General features: G+C 58.6%; 17 protein-coding genes, 1 pseudogene and 1 riboswitch. Of the genes and pseudogenes, 7 read left to right on the forward strand and 11 right to left on the reverse strand.

All coding sequences use genetic code 11. The features are described 5' to 3' along the window. Positions 1–26: 26 nt before the first annotated feature. The 3 genes from mqnE to HMPREF9166_RS07130 form a co-directional block, all read right to left on the reverse strand. Positions 27–1112, reverse strand: coding sequence for an aminofutalosine synthase MqnE (gene mqnE / locus HMPREF9166_RS07120; protein ID WP_175279231.1), 1086 nt, complete (start codon positions 1110–1112; stop codon positions 27–29). Between the two features lie 160 nt (positions 1113–1272). Continuing rightward, positions 1273–2040, reverse strand: coding sequence for a cyclase family protein (locus HMPREF9166_RS07125; RefSeq protein WP_009753319.1), 768 nt, complete (start codon positions 2038–2040; stop codon positions 1273–1275). Between the two features lie 37 nt (positions 2041–2077). After that, the gene (locus HMPREF9166_RS07130) at positions 2078–2341 is read right to left on the reverse strand and encodes a SemiSWEET family transporter (protein WP_009753320.1); all 264 of its coding nucleotides are present in this window, start codon (positions 2339–2341) and stop codon (positions 2078–2080) included. Positions 2342–3156: 815 nt separating this feature from the next. Here HMPREF9166_RS07130 and HMPREF9166_RS07135 point away from each other — a divergent pair. Together HMPREF9166_RS07135 and HMPREF9166_RS07140 are read left to right on the forward strand one after the other, a co-directional pair. Further along, entirely contained in the window at positions 3157–5184 is a 2028-nt protein-coding gene (locus HMPREF9166_RS07135; RefSeq protein WP_009753321.1) for an OPT family oligopeptide transporter, read from the forward strand. A gap of 106 nt (positions 5185–5290) precedes the next feature. Continuing rightward, a complete protein-coding gene (locus tag HMPREF9166_RS07140) occupies positions 5291–5710 on the forward strand; it encodes a pyridoxamine 5'-phosphate oxidase family protein (RefSeq protein WP_039981176.1) in 420 nt (139 codons plus the stop codon). A gap of 110 nt (positions 5711–5820) precedes the next feature. On the opposite strand, the gene HMPREF9166_RS07145 is transcribed toward HMPREF9166_RS07140, so the two are convergent. The 8 genes and pseudogenes from HMPREF9166_RS07145 to HMPREF9166_RS07180 form a co-directional block, all read right to left on the reverse strand. Then, positions 5821–7089, reverse strand: coding sequence for a polysaccharide lyase family 1 protein (locus tag HMPREF9166_RS07145; protein WP_039981177.1), 1269 nt, complete (start codon positions 7087–7089; stop codon positions 5821–5823). A 59-nt stretch (positions 7090–7148) separates the two neighbouring features. After that, positions 7149–7637, reverse strand: coding sequence for an energy coupling factor transporter S component ThiW (thiW, locus tag HMPREF9166_RS07150; RefSeq protein ID WP_039981178.1), 489 nt, complete (start codon positions 7635–7637; stop codon positions 7149–7151). 75 nt (positions 7638–7712) lie between these two features. Next, positions 7713–8534, reverse strand: coding sequence for a hydroxyethylthiazole kinase (gene thiM, locus HMPREF9166_RS07155; RefSeq protein ID WP_009753325.1), 822 nt, complete (start codon positions 8532–8534; stop codon positions 7713–7715). 217 nt (positions 8535–8751) lie between these two features. Further along, positions 8752–9921, reverse strand: a pseudogene (cytX, locus tag HMPREF9166_RS07160) (putative hydroxymethylpyrimidine transporter CytX). A gap of 113 nt (positions 9922–10034) precedes the next feature. Next, a riboswitch (TPP riboswitch) is annotated at positions 10035–10141 on the reverse strand. 3 nt (positions 10142–10144) lie between these two features. Next, the gene (locus tag HMPREF9166_RS07165; protein ID WP_009753328.1) at positions 10145–11023 is read right to left on the reverse strand and encodes a PRC-barrel domain-containing protein; all 879 of its coding nucleotides are present in this window, start codon (positions 11021–11023) and stop codon (positions 10145–10147) included. A 26-nt stretch (positions 11024–11049) separates the two neighbouring features. Then, positions 11050–11931, reverse strand: coding sequence for a tol-pal system YbgF family protein (locus HMPREF9166_RS07170; protein ID WP_039981180.1), 882 nt, complete (start codon positions 11929–11931; stop codon positions 11050–11052). 339 nt (positions 11932–12270) lie between these two features. After that, positions 12271–13560 (reverse strand): O-acetylhomoserine aminocarboxypropyltransferase/cysteine synthase family protein, encoded by a 1290-nt coding sequence (locus tag HMPREF9166_RS07175; RefSeq protein WP_009753330.1) that lies wholly within the window; start codon positions 13558–13560, stop codon positions 12271–12273. A gap of 73 nt (positions 13561–13633) precedes the next feature. Further along, positions 13634–14500, reverse strand: coding sequence for an AraC family transcriptional regulator (locus tag HMPREF9166_RS07180; protein ID WP_009753331.1), 867 nt, complete (start codon positions 14498–14500; stop codon positions 13634–13636). A gap of 251 nt (positions 14501–14751) precedes the next feature. Between HMPREF9166_RS07180 and HMPREF9166_RS07185 the strand changes: the two genes are divergently transcribed. Genes HMPREF9166_RS07185 through fucP form a run of 5 tightly spaced genes read left to right on the forward strand, consistent with a single transcriptional unit; the run spans position 14752 to position 20534 of the window. After that, positions 14752–16542, forward strand: coding sequence for an L-fucose isomerase (locus tag HMPREF9166_RS07185; protein WP_039981181.1), 1791 nt, complete (start codon positions 14752–14754; stop codon positions 16540–16542). 14 nt (positions 16543–16556) lie between these two features. Beyond that, the gene (locus tag HMPREF9166_RS07190; RefSeq protein ID WP_009753333.1) at positions 16557–18029 is read left to right on the forward strand and encodes a rhamnulokinase family protein; all 1473 of its coding nucleotides are present in this window, start codon (positions 16557–16559) and stop codon (positions 18027–18029) included. After that, positions 18023–18466: an RbsD/FucU family protein gene (locus HMPREF9166_RS07195; protein WP_009753334.1), complete on the forward strand. Its 444-nt coding sequence runs from the start codon at positions 18023–18025 to the stop codon at positions 18464–18466. The genes HMPREF9166_RS07190 and HMPREF9166_RS07195 overlap by 7 nt, the downstream gene beginning before the upstream one ends. Positions 18467–18478: 12 nt before the next feature. Then, on the forward strand, positions 18479–19165 hold the full coding sequence (locus HMPREF9166_RS07200) for a class II aldolase/adducin family protein (protein WP_009753335.1): 687 nt from the start codon (positions 18479–18481) through the stop codon (positions 19163–19165). Between the two features lie 31 nt (positions 19166–19196). Continuing rightward, complete coding sequence (fucP, locus tag HMPREF9166_RS07205; RefSeq protein WP_009753336.1) at positions 19197–20534, forward strand: L-fucose:H+ symporter permease; 1338 nt, start codon at positions 19197–19199, stop codon at positions 20532–20534. Positions 20535–20712: the final 178 nt, after the last annotated feature.

Raw genomic sequence — 20712 nt, forward strand, 5'->3', positions numbered from 1 at the left:
TCGCGGGGGACATATTGGCGAAATCCTCAGTACGTCTCAATAATATTAAAGTTCGAATCGCACGCGGCGGGCGTGCGGCCGATCTCGCGGATGATGCGGATGATGTGATCCTCGGAGAGGGCGCGCGGACTCTTCGCCCCCGCGTCATGGAGAATCGTCTCCTTGTGCACCGTCCCGTCGATATCATTCGCGCCGAACCCGAGCGCGACCTGTGCCACGGGCACGGTCAGCATCACCCAGTACGCCTTGATGTTGCGGAAGTTGTCGAGCAGGAGGCGCGAGATTGCAATCGTCCGCAGATCGTCCCACATCGACGTCTGCCGCACCGTCCGCCCCAGCTCCGTATGTGACGGCAGGAACGGGAACGGGATGAACGTCTGAAAGCCCCCCGTCTCGTCCTGCAGGTCGCGCAGGCGCATCATGTGCGCGACGCGCTCCTCGAGCGTCTCGATGTGTCCGTAGAGCATCGACGCATTCGTCTTGATCCCAAGTTCGTGCGCCGTACGGTGCGTTGCGAGCCACTCATCCGCCGTCGCCTTGTTCGGGCAGAGCTCCCCGCGCACGCGGTCGGAGAGGATCTCCGCGCCGCCGCCCGCGATCGACTGCAGCCCCGCCTCGCGCAGGCGCAGGAGCACCTCGCGCACGGAGAGCCCCGACGTGTGGGCAAAATGCGTGATCTCCACGCCCGTGAACCCCTTCAGGTAGAGTGAGGGGAAGGCCTCGTGCAGCGCGCGCAGACGCAGGAGATAGTCGTCAAACGTCCACGTCGGATGCAGCCCGCTCACGACGTGCAGTCCCGCGAGATGCGGGTCGCGCATCGCCTCCGCGACGTGTGCCACCGCCTCCGACGCGCTCATCTCGTAGGCGCCCGCATCCTCTGCGTCACGCCCAAACGCGCAGAACTTACAGTGCGCCATGCAGATATTCGTCAGATTCACATGGCAGTTCACATTGTAGTAGACAATATCGCCGCATTTCTCCGCGCGCGCATGGTCGGCGAGCGCACCGAGCCACGCGATATCGTGCGAGGCAAAGAGCGCCACTCCGTCCTCATACGTCAGCCGCTCTCCGCGCTCTGCTTTCTTCTCAATATCGAGGTATTTACTCTGCAATTCATCGTCTCCTAAACACACAAGTTATCTCTTTATGATTCGATACACAGCGCAAAAGTCCTGCCGCAGATGCAAAAGGAGCCGCCTGCAACTCCGATAGGTATCGGCTTTGCAAAACGGCTCAAAGACGACGGCAGCACCTCTGCCACAGGTCATTCCCTTACTCTTTCGGCGTAATCGCCAGCGCGCGTACGGGCAGCCCCGTCGCGCCCTCGATGTTCGGCCACCCGAGGAAGAGCAGCGCCCCTGCCGGCGCCACGCGGTCGAGATTCGTCAGCACCTCGACCTGCAGCTTCCCCTTGCCGAGGACATAGCGCTCACACGCGAGATCCCCCGCCTTTGCCGCCTCCGTCGAGGCATCCGTGTCGAGCGTCTCGTGTCCGTTCGCCGCTGCATTCCGCGTCTCGTAGATATACTTCAGTGCATCCATCGACCAGCCCGGGAAGTTCTCGCTGCCGTCCGCGGCGATGCCGGAGATCGCGTCCATATCCGGCCAATGCCTGCTCCACCCCGTATAGAGTGCGACAAACGCACCGTCCGGAATCGCGCCGTACTTCGCCTCGTACGCCTGGATGTCCTCCACCGTCACCGCATAGTGGACATCGTGCGCGACCTGCTCGGTGACGTCGATCACACACAGCGGATAGAGCATGTGGCGCGCACCGAAGTCCTCCGCGAGCGGGAGGTTGCGCACGAAATGTCCCGGAAAGTCAATGTGCGTCCCGAACTGCCCCGGGAACTTGAACGTCTGGATGAGGCAGTCGAGCATCGGATTGCCCCAGTCGAAGCACGTCTTGCTGAGTTCCACAGAGCCCGCCGGAATCCCCGCCCAGCACGGGCTGTCATTGTTCAGCGGATGCGTCAGATCCACCCACTCATACGCATCTGACTTCAGCTCCTCGAGTGCGTTCCACAGCTGATATCCCATATCCCCATCTCCTTTATTCTATAGGCCAATTTATATGTTATATGGCTGTAACAAATGTCAGAAAGCCTAAAATCACACCAGCTAAATTCGGGACGATAAGGATAAAATCCTTTTTTGGCTCTTTCGTCCATCCATAAATAACCCAGATTAGACAGGAAATCGAAGCGGTAAGAGGCTGCCACGGTTGAGCCTTTACCCCTTCTAAATTAGCGATAATTTGAGGAATATAGGTGATAAACACAAAAACACCGATAAACGCTCCGATTGAACCCACGATAAGATTGATTTTCTTTTTTTTCATAAATTACCTCCCGTTTTTATATAATGTATACTTTTAGTATATTATCATAGCCTTGCATTTTTTCAAATTAAATTCTTTTTTGGTGTTGACAATCTTCTGAAGTTTTACTATACTAAGGATAGTTAAGGAGAACGTAAGATGGCAGGCTGATTCAGGACAGGCTGCCCCCATGTGATCCATAAACACATGGCTGTTTCTCCTTTGGGATTTCCCACCGTGTTGACCGACGGTTGTTGGAGAGGGACACGGGATGCACCTCGCTGGCTGAGTGAGGAAGCAGCCGCAGCGTCCACGACGGACTGGGAGGAGATTCCGATGGGTTACTGAGTGGCCGCAAAGGTCTGCACTGTGCGCCCCGCCCCGGTGGATCGGACGGGATGCCGAGCGAAGGTGCGGCAGGGAATGCGGCAGCCCGCATGGGGTGGGCACAAGAGGGCATGGATTAGCGCATGACAAGGAGGACATCCCCGGTGACAGCGGGGGGCAGGATGTGCGCACAGAGAACATGTCGTGGTAGTTTCTCAGCGTTTTTGCCGGAAAGTTCCGCATCTCATGCTAGCGGCGATGTGGAATGAAGCATGGATCGTTTGAACGAAAAGAGTTACCTATCACTTCCCGTATTTTCCTCAGAACCGCCGATGCGTGACGAGAAAGCGCGTCGGCGGTTTTGTTCTGCCCTCTGCACGTGCCGCCGATAGTGTCAGACGCATACACGTCCCGAATCAGCACTCATTGCTATGTTATTTTTGCTATTTTTGATTTACGTGCTATAATACAGATGTTTTTCATTTTTCATTGAGTAAGGTGGTATTGGCATGACACACTCCGAAAACGAGTTCATGCAGCACGAACTGCGGCTCCCTGAGCTGACGGTGCGCGGCATGATCCTCGGCGCAATCCTCACCATCATCTTTACCGCATCAAACGTCTACCTCGGCCTCAAGGTCGGTCTGACGTTCTCCTCCGCCATTCCGGCGGCGGTCATCTCGATGGCGGTGCTCAAGATGGCAAAGGATGCAAACATCCTCGAGAACAACATGGTGCAGACACAGGCATCGGCAGCAGGTACGCTGTCCGCCATCATCTTCATTATCCCGGGCATGCTCATGATCGGCTACTGGCAGGACTTTGAGTTCTGGCAGACGCTCGTCGTCTCTGCCTGCGGCGGCTGCCTCGGGGTCCTCTTCACCATACCGCTGCGGCGCGCGATGGTCGTCCACAGCGACCTCGCCTACCCGGAGGGCGTTGCTGCGGCAGAGATCCTAAAGGTCGGCTCGCACGACGACAACCGCGAGCAGCACGGCTCTGGACTGAAGGAGATTCTCTCGGGCAGTGCCGTTGCGGGCGTGATCGCTTTCCTCACGAACGGTCTGCAGGTGCTCGGCGGCAGTCTCTCCGCATGGTTCCACGTCGGGCGCGGCATGACCCAGTTCCCGCTCGGCTACTCGTCGGCACTCGTCGGTGCGGGCTATCTCATCGGCATCACGAGTGGACTCGCGATGCTGATCGGTATCGCCATCGCGTGGGCGGGCTTTGTCCCCTATTTCACCATCACCGGTGCACTCCCCGACGGCATGACCCTGCAGAAATTCGCGGGTGCCGTCTATCAGCAGAAGGTGCGCCTCATCGGCGCCGGCGCAATGGGCGTCGCCGCCATCTGGACGCTGCTCTGCCTCGCACGCCCCGTCATTGACGGCGTAAAGGAGTCCATCGCAGGCGCACGCGCAGACAGCGCAGAGCGCGGTCTGCACCGCATGGACATCGATATGACGATGAAGAGCGTCGGCCTTGTCTTTGCCGTCACCGTCATCGGACTGCTCGCGATCTTCTACGCCTTTGTCAGCCCCGAGCAGATCCCGGGCAGTCAGAAAGTCATCTTCACCCTCGTCGGCGTCGGCGTCGCCGTCCTCATGGGCTTCTTCGTTGCCGCCGCCTGCGCCTATATGGCAGGTCTCGTCGGCACATCCTCCAGCCCGATCTCGGGCATCGGCATCCTCGGCATCATCGTCGCGTCGCTCGTCATGTACTCCCTTTGCTCTATGTTCGGCATCTTCACGCTGCCGGGCGGTGAGAAATTCGCGACGGCGACTGCCATCTTTACCACGTCGATCATTCTCGCGATCGCCTGCATCTCGAATGACAACATGCAGGACCTCAAGACCGGTTATCTCGTCGGCGCAACGCCGTGGCGTCAGCAGGTCGCGCTCCTCATTGGCTGCGTGATCGGCGCGCTCGTCATCGCCCCCGTGCTCAACCTCCTCTATGAGGCGTACGGCTTCTCGGGCGCACTGCCGCGTGCCGGCATGGATCCCGCGCAGGCACTCGCCGCCCCGCAGGCGGTGCTCATGACGACCATCGCACAGGGCATCTTCTCGCAAAAACTTGCATGGGAGTATATCTACATCGGCATTGGGGTCGGCATTGTCCTCGTCCTCATCGACCTCTTCCTGCGCCGCTCGACGAAGAACCTCGCCATGCCGCCGCTCGCCGTCGGCATGGGCATCTACCTCCCGCCCGTCATCCAGACACCGCTCATCGTCGGTGCGGTCCTCGGCTACTTCCTCAACCGCCGCCTGCGTCAAACGCACGGCGAGGATGAAGAGCTGGTAGGACTGCGGCGCGGCACGCTGTTTGCCTCAGGGCTCATCGTCGGCGAATCCATCATCGGCGTCCTCCTGGCAGGCATCATCGTCGTCTCCGTCTCGAACGGCGGCAGCGAAAGCCCTCTCGCCGTCGTCGGCGCCGACTTTGCCGGCACTGCCGAGATGCTCGGGCTCCTCGTCTTCCTCGGCGTTCTCGTCCTCTTCAGCAAAGTCGTGCTGAGCGGGAAAAAGGAAGCATGAATTTTTTCGCAAAAGCGGAAACGCCATCGGCAAACATGACCGATGGCGTTTCTTTTCATATCTTTCAAACGAAGAATATTGCATCATCATCAAAGAGGTGAATGAGATGAATCTACGGGACGAATTTGAGCGCATCATGCGCGAACAGCGCGAGATCGCGCTCGCAACAACGACGGACGGGCTGCCGCATGTCCGCATTGTGAACTTCTACTATGCCCCCGAGGAACACTGCGTCTACTTCGCCACGTTCAAAGACAACGAGAAGGTCGTCGAGATCGCGGCAAATCCGAATATTGCATTCACTACCGTTCCGCACAACGGCACAAACGAACACGTCCGCGCGAGCGGACGCGCCGTGAAGTCTGCGCGCACCGTCTACGATCTCGCGGCACTCTTTGCCGCAAAGATCCCACGCTATCAGGAGACCATTGATGCTGTCGGCGACGACCTCATCCTCTACGAAATCTCGCTCGACACAGCGGTTGTCACCATCGATATGGAGCATATCGAGCGCATCCGACTCTGAGAATGGGCCGGCAATCGAGGCTGCCGCACGAAGTTTTATGCCCTGCCCTCCAAAGGTTAGATGAGAAGATCGGCCTTTTGGGGGGCAGGTTATATTCCAATCGGAACAAATTAATCTTCATTTTTTAGCACGCCCGCATGCTGTAAAACTTTTTCTTTCACCGCACTCACATCGTCGATTTTTATGTATCGCTCGGGCGCCCACGCGACCGGGGATAAATGCTCGTTAAATGCATCGATTTTCTCGTCGTTGAAGATATTATTGACCGCGGTAAACTCCGTGCCGCCAAATACTTTGACAAAATCTTGATACGTCCTTCCGTCGATATCCGCGACATTATTTTCGGCATATATTTTCGAGTTTTTTCCGACGCCCAACGAATACGCATAACGGTATGCGCCGTTTTCATCGTCCGTTTGGTAGTAATTATTATACACGTGAACCTTGCCAAATCTCACTCTCGGTGCACGCTGAACCAAATTATGGAAGTAGTTATGATGCAGCGTCACATTCAGTTTCCCGTCATCCGCCGTTTTTGCATCGCTGTTCCCGATCAAAATCGCTTTATTATGCCGTTCAAAAACATTGTATGACATCGTGATGTCGTCCGCCTGATTTACGATATCGACCAAACCGTCCCGATGCTCGTATTCACGATGAAAATACGTTTCCGTCGGCTGCTGCCCATCCTCGAAATGGCAATGATCGATCCAAATATGCGTGCCGCCGCGGATCGTAACGCTGTCATACTGAGAATTCCAGCTGCCTTCCGGCCCGTCGTTTGGATCCCACGACGGGAAATAATCATACGGGGACTCAAACATAATATTTCGGATGATAACGTTATCCGCGTCGAGGACTAAATCCACGCCCTTTAATTTCGCATGTTCAATCCCAATGATGCTCGTATTGGCGGGGACATGAACCATGATGTTTTTTTCCTGATTTTTTTGAGATTGTTTTCTTTTTGCCTCCTGCTCTTCTTTTCGGCTTTGCGGCGCATTACTATGCGGCGCATGCGATTCCAGATATTGCTGAAAATCATAGCCCTCCGCCATATAATCTTCCTTCGTCAGGCGCTTGCCATCCGCATCCGTATCGAAGTCGATCGTACCGTAAATCATCAAAATCCTAGGTTCTGTGTTCTTTCGATTCCCCAATGCGGCAATAAACTCCTGTCTATTGGTCACGCGAAAAATATTGTCCTCTACGGCAGCAGCCCCGCCGGTCGTCCCGCTGCCCTCTGCGGCAAATCCATCATTTTTAGCGAGCACCTCCCGTATAAAATCCGTCTTCCCCATCGAGCTCTGGATGAACGGCAAGAGGAAAACAGCCGCTAACGCGCCGATGCAGGCAATCAGTAAAATTATTTTTTTCATATTCTTCTCTTCACCTCCTAGAAACAGAATATCGCGCAGCGAATCGACATACAAGGTATTCAATCCCGCCGCAGCTTTGGCAGCAGGACGCGCAGAAGGATGTAGGCGAGGAGACTGCCCGCGCCTGTGGAGAGGAGGAAGGGGACGATGTAGACGGTGTAGCTCGTGGGGTTCAGCCCCATGAGGAGGGCAGCGACGGGATAGGCGGCAAGTGCGCCGATAATCCCCGTGCCGAGTGCCTCGGCGATGCAGGTGATGCCGAGGCGCTTCGTATAGTGGTAGGCAAGCCCGCATGAGAGCGCACCGATCATGCTGCCGGGGAATGCCATGAGGCTGCCGAGCCCTGCGATGTTCCTGAGGAGGCTCGCGGCGAAGGCGACGCCGATGCCCCAGAGAGGACCGAGAAAGACGGCGGCGAGGATGTTGACGAGATGCTGGACAGGAGCACAGCGGCTGCCGAGCACAGGGATGCTGAACAGTCCGCCGAGCACGGCAACGGCAACGAGGATGCCGGCGAGGGTGAGTTTGCGGTTTTTTGAATCAAGCATAATACTCTCCTTACTATAGAGCGCCCCTTCCACCACCCTGACGAGTGATTCTCCTCCTCCCGTCGCGAGACGGATCTAGGTTTTTTTGATGTTCATTCGCGCAGCGAGTCCTTCGCCCGTCATGCGATAAATGGCATCAATGATGCGCGTCCGATAGGTCGCGTTTCCATCGCACTCCCCCATCTGCGCCCATGCGATCTCCCCTGCAACGCCCATAAGTGCAACGGTCTCGGCGACTGCCGCGAGGGGTTCCAGAGGCTCAACAGCGAGAGCCGCCGCAAGTAGGGCGGAGAGCTGACAGCCCGTGCCCGTGACCCGTCCCATCTCCGCGCGTCCGCTGCGGACGACGTACGTAGTCACACCGTCCGTCACAAGGTCGATTGCCCCTGTGACGGCAATGATTGCCTCCGTGCGTGCCGCAAAGCCGCGCAGGAAGTCCGCCGTCGCCGCAAGAGTCTCCTCGATGACGGCATCCGCCGCGTTCGCATCAACGCCCTGTGTCGCACCGCTCCCGACGGCAAGCGTTCGCACCTCTGAGATATTCCCGCGAATGACGGTGGGCTGCACCTCGTCCAGAATGCGAAGCGCGGTCGCCGTGCGCAGTCTGCTTGCGCCCGCGCCGACGGGGTCGAGTACGACGGGATGTCCGAGAGCGCGGGCACGTTTGCCCGCCGCAATCATGCTCGGGATGGTACGCGCGTTGAGTGTGCCGATGTTGAGGCAGAGTCCCGCGCAGAGGGCGGTGATCTCCTCCACCTCCTCCGGATCGTCCGCCATGATGGGACGCGCACCAATGGCGAGCAAGACGTTTGCAACGTCGTTGACGGTGACATAGTTGGTGATGCAGTGGATGAGCGGGGATGCCGCGCGGATTTGGTTGAGGGTTGATGTAGGCATTTATATTTTCCTTTCATTGAGGAGGGGATGCGTGCCCAACGCGAACGCTTAGTTACGCAATCGCCCGCGTGCTTGTATGCTCAAATACCGGCGGACTTCTTAAACGCGCTTCGCTTGAACGAAAGAAATCCGCCGGGGCCATACCGCACGCTTTTCGCTCTTGCTTCACTAGGGTTCGCTTTTGGGCAGCGCACCGCCCTCTTCGCCATTCCCCCTCTCACTCCGCCCGTTTTCCCATCGCCCGATGCGCAGCGAGCGCAAGCAAAAGCGTGATCGCCATGGTCGGGAGGGTACTGCCAACGGGGGTGTCGAGTGTCATGAGCCAGCGGTAGCAGAGGAAGCCGATGAACCAGACGGCGAGGTTGACCCTGTGGACAGAGCGTCCCGCCGCATCTTCGTGCAGGAGGAAGTAACTCGCGATCTGGACAGCGATCATCGGTGCAAAGACCGAGCCGATGATGTAGAGGAAACCTGTGATGTCGTCCATCGGGTAGAGCGATGCCGCAACCGCACCGAGCGCAGTCACGCCGATGCCGACGGTGCGCCCCGAGACAGAGCGCACGATGCTCTCGCTTGAGACCCCCGCCGAGTACGCATCGAGATACGTTGTGGTGACGGTCGAGAGGATGACAACACCGAGCCCCGCTACGCCAAGTCCTGCGTGCAGCATGATCTGTGCGATGTCACTCTCGCCCGTGAGAATCGCCGCCCCCATGCCGATGAAGTACATCCAGCAGCTGACGAGCCCGTAGACGAGCGCACTCACGGCGGCAGCGGCGACGGGCTTCTCCGCCTCGCGCGTGTAGTCCGAGATGAGCGGCAGCCACGAGAGCGGCATCGCAATCGAGAGCTCGAGTGCCATCGCAAAACTCATCGCCTCACCTGCTGCAGAGGACTCCGCCGTCCCCCCCATGATAACGGAGCAGAGGAGCACGGTGAGCAAAAACAGTCCCGTCATGGCAACGGCGTTCACGCGCTCGATGCGCAGGATGCCAATCCGAATCCAAACGATAATCAGCACGCCGATGACAAAGCACCAGAGCCAATGTCCCACATCCATCATGGAGTTTGCCGAGAGTGCTCCGTCGTAGATCATGATGCTCGTTCAACCGATGATCTGCATGACGTTGAGCACGGCAAAGAGCAGCCCGCCGCACGCCCCGAACGCCATCTTGACCGTCTCCATCGCACTGCGGCGTGTGCGTGCGCCAATCAGCCCCGCGAGGAAAAGCAGCGCACAGCCGATGATATGTCCGACCACAATGGCAATCCCGCCGTCGCAAAAGCCGAGCGGTGCAAAGAATGTACCTGTTAAAATCTCCGCCAGTGAAACACCCGCACCGAACCAGATCAGTGCATTTGCAGGGATGCTTGTACGCTTGTCCATGGGAACCTCCTATCCATGTACCCTTTCCACCATGCTGCGCATAGTCCTCCTTCCCCGCATGTGGGGCAGGCTTAAAGAATCAAAAAACGCAGCTATGCCAACTGACATAGCCGCGCTATCTGCACATATATCCCTACGTTGGCATTATCCAAATCAGGTTATGGGTCGGGACGCATAATCCCCTCTCAGCTGACTGCTGTCAGCTCCCCTTATTCTGTTGTACTTACTGTGCGCTCATCGAGAGCTCGATGAACTTGTTGCCGAGTTTGGCCTTCTGGAGGACTTCCTCGGTGATGTCCGCGCCCGCCTCGACGATGACGACGCCGTTGTCCATCTTGATGGTGCGCGTCGCCTTCTTGCCGAGGAGGAAGCGGCGGTGACGATCCTCGTTCGCGCGCTCTGCGTCCTTGGCCTCGTCCTCTGCCGATGCCTCAGGGGCAGGCTCCTCTGCGGCAGGTGCGGGCTCCTCTGCCGGTGCCTCGGGGGCAGCCGTCTCCTCTGGAGCAGCCGGCTCTTCGGCAGGCGTCTCCTCCGCAGGGGCGGTCTCCTCGACCGGCTCAGCCGCAGCGGGCTCTGCTGCAGGGGATGTCACAGCGGGTGCCGCCGGTGCAGACGCTGTGTCAGATTTTTTTCCTGCATCGCCCTCCGGTGAGATGACCGTAACTTCCTTACCGAAGATCGCGACCTGATCTGCCGTGACCTCGGAGGTTGACCCCTCAGGCGCAGTGATCTCGCATTTCTCGATGCTGCCGTCGTCACCGATGTAGATCTCTGTGATATTGCCCTGAATGACACCCGTGCGCGTGATCGCCTTCGTGCCGATGACGCGAATGTTGTCGTCGAGCAGGGTTTCAAAATCTCCCGCCGCATCGAGCGTGAGGATGTTCTCACTGTTGTTGATGGTGACGGCATCATCGCCGACGGCAATCACGTTATCATAGGGGATGAGCTTGACTCCGCGATACCAGTCCTCGTCCTCAATCGTGATCGCTGCCACGATGCGGTTCGGCGCATCAATGAGGAGGGTCTTGCTCATGCCGAGCTCGCGCCCCTCTGTGATGCTGATGACGGGAAGTCCAAGGATGTCAACGCTTTTCTTCATATTTATTCCTCCATTTTAATAAAATGTCAGGTGTGATTGCCCGCCTGTCGGTCAGCCTCCGCCAGCACGTCCTCCGGCACCTCGCCGAAGGGGAGCGCAGGGGTTCCCCGCGCGCGGAGCATATCCGAAACGGCGTGCAGGGTGCGGCGGGAGTGTCGAAACTCCTGCACCATGACGGCGTTCTTTGCAATGATAGGCAGTGCGAGCGCCTCGTCAAAGAGGTGAAGCGCCTCGTCGTAGTTCCCCAGACGCTTGTAGAGTGTGGAGAGCTCGATGATGAGATATGGCATGTAGGAGTCCTGCGGGTACCGTGCGAGTGCCTTTCGGTAGGCGGCGACGGCGCGCTCAGGCGCAGGCTCTGCCGACACATAGGCGATGTCGAGCAGCGCATCGAGCCCATCCGGCAGGTGTTCTGCCGGCGAGGGAGCTGGCGGTGGACTCTTCGCGGGCGGTGCCGCCACTGGGGGCGGTTCTGCCGCCAAAGGCAGTACTGCCGCGAGGGGTGGAACCGGCTTCGCTGCGTTCTTCTCCGCGTGTGCCTTTGTCTTTTTCTTTTTTGCCGCCGATTTCTTTCCCGCCGGTTGGGGCAGGGCTTTGGGCATGGCAGCTGCCTTTGCCGGGAAGACGGAGACGGACGGACGCTCCGTCATGGCCTCTGCCGCAGCGGGCATGGCGGTCTGTCCCTCCTCAAAGGAGAGCGGTGGATTCTTTGCCGCACGCCGCCGCGCCCGCGCCGCCATCAAGCGGTCAAAGAGGGTGACGAGCAGCCCCGCGCCCGCGATCAGTCCGCCGAGTCGCCAGTAGTACGTCTGCGTCAGCGGCGGAGCATAGTGGATCAGCCCTACCACGAGGGCAACACTGATGAGGACGGTGAGAATGAGTGCAGAAAGCCGTATCTCCGAAAACATCGCCGCCCTCCTTCCCCTAAGGGCATCCCCATCACCGATGAGGTACTGCGCGTCCATACCGCGTGGTGCCCGGTCAGAAATTCGAAGCATCCACATATAGGTACTCTAGGACGCTTTCGACGTAAATGCGGAAAATCCTTCTATCATATACAAAATTTTGCGAAAAACATTAAAAACTTTTCCAACAGAGCTCATACGGAGCGACGATCAGTGTATCAAAATGATGGATGTCCCAGTGAAGCATCGACACAAACAGGCAAAATGGATGACACCCAACACAAAAACCTCTGCACGACGGAAAGCCTTCGCGCAGAGGTTTTACTTTTACAGAAGAACGACTCAGACCGCATCGAATGCCGTCGTGAGGTCGGCAAGGAGATCGTCGATGTGCTCGATGCCGACGGAGAGACGGATCGTGCCTCTGCCGATGCCGGATGCCGCAAGCTCGGCGTCGTTCATCTGGGAGTGCGTGGTGGTCGCGGGATGGATGACGAGCGACTTCACGTCAGCGACGTTCGCGAGGAGCGAGAAGAGTTTCAGATGATCGATGAAGCGGAATGCCGCCTCCTGACCGCCCGCGATGTCAAAGGTGAAGATCGATATGCCGCCCTGCAGGAAGTAACGCTCGTAGATGGCGTGATCGGGATGGTGCGGGAGCGAGGGGTGATTGACGCGCTCGACCTTCGGATGCTTCGCGAGGAAGTCCACGATTTTCAGTGCGTTCGACACGTGCCGCTCGACGCGCAGGGAGAGTGTCTCAAGCCCCTGCAGGAAGAGGAATGCGTTGAACGGAGCGATCGCCGCGCCCGTGTCACGCAGGAGGAGGGCACGGATGTACGTGACGAAAGCGACGGGGCCGAGTGCCTCGACGAAGTTCACGCCGTGATAGCTCTCGTTCGGCTGCGTGAGGTGCGGGAAGCGTCCCGATGCCTTCCAGTCGAAGGTGCCGCCCTCGACAATGACGCCGCCGAGGCTGGAGCCGTGCCCGCCGATGAATTTCGTTGCGGAGTGCACGACGATATCCGCGCCGTGCTCGATCGGGCGCAGGAGGTACGGCGTCGCAAAGGTATTGTCGATAACAACGGGTACGCCCTGCGCATGTGCCGCCTGTGCGACGGCCTCGATGTCCACGAGATCGGCGTTCGGGTTGCCGACGGTCTCGATGAAGACGCATTTCGTGTTCGGGCGGATGGCGTCGGCGAAGCCCTGCGCGCCCGCCCGCGGCTCGACGAAGGTCACGTCGATGCCCCAGTCCTTCGCCGTGTGCGCGAGCAAGTTGTACGTACCGCCGTAGATGCTCTGCTGCGCGACGACATGATCGCCCTGATGGGCAAGTGCCTGGATCGTCGCCGTGATCGCCGCTGCCCCCGAGGCAAAGGCGAGGGCCGCCGTGCCGCCCTCAAGCGCCGCGATGCGCTTTTCAAAGACATCCTGTGTCGGATTCATGAGCCGCCCGTAGATATTGCCCGGATCCTTGAGCGCGAAACGGTCGGCAGCGTGCTGCGCATTGTGGAAGACGTACGAGGTCGTCTGATAAATCGGCACAGCGCGCGCATCCGTCACGGGATCGGCTTCCTCCTGTCCGACGCGCACCTGCAAGGTCTCAAAATGATATTTCTGCTCACTCATGGCGATTCCCCTCTCAGCCAAAACGATATAACATATTTTATTGCTATGTATTATATATAAAATATGCTGTTTGTCAAGCAGAATTTGCCTTCTGATACTTCAGCGGTGAAATGCCCTTATACTTTCGGAACGTCTTAATGAAGTAGCTGATGTCGTTGAACCCCGTCGCAAGCGCAATCTCCGTGATGCTCTCTCCACTGCGCGCGAGGCGGATGCACGCCGCCTCGATGCGGTAATGATTCAGGTAGTCGATGGGGCTGCGGTTCGTGATCTTCTGGAAAAACCGGCAGAAATAGTTCGGCGTCAGTCCTGCCGCTGCCGCGAGATCGCCGAGGGTGAGCGGCTGATCGTAGGCATCGTCGATGAGCTGAAATGTCTTCTTGAGCTGCATGACACGCCGCCGGCTGCTCTCGCGCAGTGCCGCATTCGGTGCGTGGCAGAGTCCATGCTGCAGCACCGCACCAATGAAGCTGTAGAGCATCCCCGTGACGATCAGCTCATACCCCTCTCGCGCCCCCTTCATCGCCGTAAAGAGCGCGGCAATCATCTGTGGTACATCGTGTGTCTCGCCGGGGATGTATTTATTGATGAGAAGTTCATGCTCGAGGATCTTGCTCACGCGCTCCCCCGTGCATTGACTCCCGTGCAGGAGTTTCTTCATATCAAATACAATGCACTCGTAGACGGTCTCCTGATCCAGCGGCGCACCGCCGTGAACGATGCCGTCACGGATAAAGATGATGTCGCCCGCACACGCCTGCACGGTGTCCTCGTTGAGGGAAAGCGTCAGCCCGCCGTGCAGAACGTAGACGATCTCGTACTCGATATGCCAGTGATAGGGCATGTGAAAGCGCGGGTGACAGCAGTCCACATGATGGAATTCGATCGGAAAATCAAAGCGTCCGCGCGTACGGAATTCGTTGTATCCCGCAGGTTTCATTGTATTCTCCTCTATTTCACAAAAGATAATATCGTCGCATTTCTAGTCAAGATCGTTATATCCCTCCCCATTTACCGTTATTGGTAATATTTCTCAAGTTATATCCATTTTATCAAAAAGATAAAATCGTTCTATTTTTACATAGTATAACACAAGCACTGTACTCTGTTCAACGCTATAATACAGACATAACAGAAAAAAGCAAATATTCATCAACACGATGAATCACATGTGAAATGGAGGAAATTATCATGGCAGAAGCAAGATGCATTGGCGGTTATCCGGTGATCGGCATCCGTCCGACGATTGACGGGCGGCGCGGTGTTCTCGATGTGCGCGGCGCACTTGAGGAGCAGACCATGGGTATGGCACGCGCCGCGAAGAAGCTCTTTGAGGAGAACCTGCGCTACTCGAACGGCGAGCCTGTGAAGGTCATCATCGCCGACTCGACCATCGGCCGCGTCCCTGAGGCGGCGGCGTGCGCAGAGCAGTTCCGCCGTGCGGGCGTAGACATCACGCTGACGGTCACACCGTGCTGGTGCTACGGCTCGGAGACGATGGACATGGATCCGATGACGATCAAGGGCGTCTGGGGCTTCAACGGCACGGAGCGCCCGGGCGCGGTCTACCTCGCCTCCGTCCTCGCGAGCCACGCGCAGAAAGGGCTGCCCGCATTCGGCATCTACGGCCATGACGTGCAGGAGGCAGACGCCGAGGGCATCCCCGCCGACGTCGTGGAGAAGCTGCTCCGCTTCGGCCGCGCTGCCATCGCTGCCGCCACGATGCGCGGCAAGTCCTACCTCCAGATCGGCGCAATCACCATGGGCATCGGCGGCTCGATTATCAGCCCCGAGTTCTTTGAGGAGTACCTCGGCATGCGCGTCGAATCCGTCGACGAGGTCGAGATCATTCGCCGTATGACGGAGGGCGTCTACGATCCCGAGGAGTACAAGAAGGCTCTCGCATGGACGAAGGAGCACTGCAAGGAAGGTTTTGACAAGAACCCCGAATTCGCGCGCAAGAGCGACAAGGAGAAAGAAGAGGCGTGGGAATTCGTCGTCAAGATGATGTGCATCATCAAAGACCTCTACAACGGCAACAAGAATCTGCCGAAGGGCTGCGAGGAAGAGGTCCTCGGACACAACGCAATCGCAGGCGGTTTCCAGGGGCAGCGCCAGTGGACGGACTTCTACCCGAACGGCGATTTCGCCGAGGCGATGATGAACTCCTCGTTCGACTGGAACGGTGCGCGCGAGCCGTACATCCTCGCCACGGAGAACGACACGCTGAACGGCGTTGCGATGCTCTTCAACAAGCTGCTCACGAACCGCGCCCAGATCTTTGCCGATGTGCGTACCTACTGGAGCCCCGAGGCGGTCAAAAAGGCGACAGGCTACGAGCTCGAGGGGCGTGCCAAGGAGGGCAAGGGCTTTATCCACCTCATCAACTCCGGCGCAGCATGCCTCGATGCGTGCGGTGAGATCAAGGACGGCGCAGATTCCGTCATCAAGCCGTTCTGGGAGCTGACGGAGAAGGATCAGAAGGCCTGCCTCGATGCGACGGAGTGGTGTCCGGCGGACAACGGCTACTTTCGCGGCGGCGGCTTCTCCTCCCGTTTCCTCACGCGCGGCGAGATGCCCGCGACCATGGTACGCGTCAACCTCGTGAAGGGTCTTGGCCCCGTGCTGCAGCTCGTTGAGGGCTGGACGGTGAATCTGCCCGACGAGGTCTCGGACAAGCTCTGGAAGCGCACGGACTACACCTGGCCGTGCACCTGGTTCACCCCGCGTCTGACGGGTGCGGGCGCCTTCCGCTCCGCCTACGATGTGATGAACAACTGGGGCGCGAACCACGGTGCGATCAGCTACGGACACATCGGCGCCGACCTCATCACACTCTGCTCCATCCTGCGCATCCCCGTCTGCATGCACAACGTCGCAGACGTCGATGTCTTCCGCCCCGCCGCATGGAACGCATTCGGCATGGACGCGGAGGGACAGGACTATCGCGCCTGTGCCGCCTACGGGCCAATGTATAAATAACATCGGAGGCTTCCATGGCTACGGAAAAACATGTGCTCTCCTTCGACCTCGGAGCCTCGGGCGGCAGAGCCGTCCTAGGCGCGTACGACGGCAGCCGCATCCGCATGGAGGAACTGCACCGCTTCACAAACGACCCCGTCCACCTTGGACGCACGATGTACTGGGATATCCTGCGCCTCTTTCACGAGATGAAGCAGGGACTGCTGAAGGCACGCGGGCATAACATCGCGAGCATCGGCACAGACACATGGGGCGTGGACTTCGGGCTTTTGGACGCTGACGGCTGTCTCCTCGAAAACCCCGTCCACTACCGCGACCGCCGCACCGTCGGCATGAGCAGCACGGCATTCCAAAAGATTTCACGCGAGGAACTCTACCGCATCACGGGCAATCAGATCATGGAGATCAACACCGTGTTTCAGCTGCTCGCCCTCAGGCAGCAGCGCCCCGAGCTGCTCGCACGGGCAAAGACGCTGCTGCTCATGCCGGATCTCCTCAACTACTTTCTCTCGGGGGAGAAGAAGACCGAGTACTCCATCGCCAGCACAACACAGATGCTCGATGCGCAGAGACGCACATGGTCGCGTGAGGTACTCACCGCACTCGACCTGCCCGCGCACATCCTCACGGACATTGTTCCCACGGCGACGCCCATTGGGCGCATGACGGAGGATCTGTCCGCCGAGCTCGGCATGGGCAGACCCCAGATCATCGCCGTTGCGGGGCATGACACGCAGAGTGCCATGGCGGGCGTGCCCACGGGCGAGGAGGACTTCATCTTCCTCTCCTGCGGCACATGGTCGCTCCTCGGCACAGAGCTGCGGGAGCCGATCATCAACGAGACCTCCGCCGCGTGCAACATAACGAACGAGGGCGGCTACGGTGCGCGGATCTCCTTCCTCAAGAACCTCATCGGCCTCTGGCTCATTCAGGAGAGCCGCCGTCAGTGGATGCGCGAAGGGCACGAATACTCCTACGGCGAGCTGGAGCAAATGGCGGCGGCAGCCCCCACACAGCGCTCCTTCATTCGCCCCGACGATCCCGCATTCCTGCCCTCGGGCGATATGCCGCTCCGGATCCGCGCCGCGTGTGAGCGTACGGGACAGCCCGTCCCCGAGACCGTCGGCGAAGTCGTCCGCTGCATCGACGAGAGCCTTGCCCTTTCCTACCGCGCGGCACTCACGGAGATCGAGACCTGCACGGGCAAACACTACGACAAGATCTATCTCATCGGCGGCGGCGTCCAGAGCCGGCTCCTCGCCCAGCTCACGGCGGATGCGTGCGGACGCACCGTCCTCGCGGGACCCATCGAGGCGACCGTCCTCGGCAATATCGCCCTGCAGCTGATTGCAGCGGGCGAGGTCAAGGATCTCGCTGAGGCACGGGCACTCATCCGCGCCTCCTCCGACATCACGGCGTACGAGCCGAAGAACACCGACCAATGGGACACACATTTTGAAAAATGGAAGGGGCTGACCCCATGCTGAAAGGAATCCCGAAGATCATCTCCCCCGCGCTGCTCAAGGTACTCGCCGAGATGGGACACAGCGACCGCATCGTCATCGGCGACGGCAACTTCCCCGCCGAATCGGTCGGTAAGGACTGCATCGTCATCCGCGCCGACGGGCACGGCGTTCCCGAACTCCTCGACGCAATCCTCACGCTGTTCCCGCTCGACCCTTACGTCGACAAACCGATCAGCCTCATGGAGGTCATGCCAGGCGATCCCGTCAAAACACCGATCTGGGACACGTACAAGGAGATCATTGCAAAGCATGACGCGCGCGGCGCGGCAGCCGTCGGCACGATCGAGCGGTTCCGCTTCTACGATGAGGCGCGCACGGCGTACGCCATTGTCACCACGAGCGAATCCGCGCTGTACGCCAACATCATACTGCAAAAGGGTGTCGTCACAGACGCCTGAAAGGTGAGAGAAATGGATAATATAAAGGAAACCAAAGACGCCATCTGCGATGTCTGTCACAAGATGTGGCAGCTCGGCTGGGTCGCTGCGAATGACGGCAACGTCACCGTCCTCCTGGACGACGACACCCTGCTCGCAACGCCGACCGGCATCAGCAAGAGCTTTATCACACCCGAAAAGCTCGTCCGCATCGACCGCGAGGGCAACATCCTTGAGGCGAACAAGGGCTATCGCCCCTCCTCCGAGATCAAGATGCACCTGCGCTGCTACAAGGACCGCGCAGACGTGCGCTCCGTCGTGCACGCGCATCCGCCTACGGCGACTGGATTTGCCGTCGCGCACATACCGCTTGACCGCTACGACATGATCGAGACCGTCGTCTCGCTCGGCTCCATCCCCATCACGCCGTACGGCACGCCGTCCACATACGAAGTCCCCGAGGCGATTGCGCCCTACATCCAGGAGCACGATGCCGTACTCCTTGAGAACCACGGCGCGCTGACCCTCGGCGCGAACCTCATTGACGCCTACTACAAGATGGAGACACTCGAACTGTTCGCCAAGATCAACCTCACCGCCTACATGCTCGGCGGACCGAAGGAAATCTCGCGTGCAAACATCGACAAGCTCATCGATCTACGCAGCTACTATGGTGTCAAGGGACGCCACCCAGGCTATAAGCACTACGCTGAGGAATAACTGAGATCAAACCGAACAGAGGGTGATTCACATGACCAAAGATACTGCCGCCTTCACGGCGGACGTGCGCGACGTGGACGATACCCCCGTCGTGCCCCACCAGTACCGCGTATACTTCTTCCTGCTCGTCTCCTGCTTTGCACTCTGGGGACTGCTCAACAACATGACGGACAACCTCGTCCCGTCCTTTGCCAAGATCTTTATGATCAAGGCAGTCGACTCCTCTCTCGTGCAGGTAGCATTCTATGGCGCATACGCCGTTCTGGCACTCCCCGCCGCCTACATTATCAAGCGTTACTCCTACCGCATGGGTGTCCTCGTCGGACTCGGGTTTTACATGATCGGCGCTTTCGGCTATATCCCGGCGGCGATTCTGCAAAGCTATAATCTCTTCCTCGTCTCCATCTTCATTCTCGCGGGCGGTCTCTCCGTCCTCGAGACAACATGCAACCCCTTCGTTCTCTCCCTCGGCGACGAGTCGACCAGTGTGCGCCGTCTCAACTTTGCTCAGGCGTTCAACCCGCTCGGGTCCATGGCAGGGCTCTTCCTCGCGAAATATGTCATCCTCGCGCACCTGAACCCCGCCACGCTCGACGACCGCCTCGCCATGAGTACGGAGGCACTCACCGCCGTCCGCGATACCGAGCTGTTCTGGGTCTGCGTCCCCTACGTCGGACTCATCCTCATCGCCTTCATCATCTGGTGCTTCTTCTACCGCAGCGGTCTCAGTGACCGCGATGCGGACGACACCATGAGCGTCGGTGAGGCAATCCGCCGCCTCGTCGCCCGCCCGCGCTATGCGTTCGGCGTTGTCAGCCAGTTCTTCTACGTCGGCGTACAGATCGCCGTCTGGACATGGACGATCAAGTACGTCATGGCGAACATGAACCTCATCGAGGCGGAGGCAGCGAACTACTACATCTACTCCATCTTCCTCTTCATCGGCTGCCGCTGGATCTGCACGTGGCTCATGAAGTACATCGTCCCCGCAAAGATGATGGCGGTCTTCGCCCTCGGCGGCATCCTCTGCTGCCTCGGGACCATCTACCTCCCGATCGAGATCTCCATCTACTGTCTCGTCGGTATCTCGGGATGCATGTCCCTCATGTTCCCGACCATCTACGGCATTGCTCTGCGCGGGCTCGGTCCTGAAGTGAAGTTCGGTGCAGCGGGACTCATCATGGCAATCCTCGGCGGCGCGATCATCACCCCGATGATGGGTGCACTCGTCGACGGCGGCACACTCACCGGCCTCGTCAGCGGATTCTCCCCTGAAATCGCCGCCATCCGCAGCGCATTCTACCTCCCCGTCCTCTGCTTTGCCGTCGTCCTCCTTTACTCGCTTGCATTCCGCAACGTAAAGGATTGAAGATACATATACCCCACCTTCCATATCTCTGCGGCAGAAATTACCGTAGAGATATTTTTTCGCAAAACTATTTGATAATAACTATTGACAAACAAAATACGTTGGGATATAATAACACACGTAATGAGATATGAAACAGATGCTGCGGCATCTGCAGAACAACAAGGTGAAAGGGAAA

Source organism: Selenomonas sp. oral taxon 149 str. 67H29BP (genome assembly GCF_000146365.1).
Taxonomy (GTDB): Bacteria; Bacillota; Negativicutes; order Selenomonadales; family Selenomonadaceae; genus Centipeda; species Centipeda felix.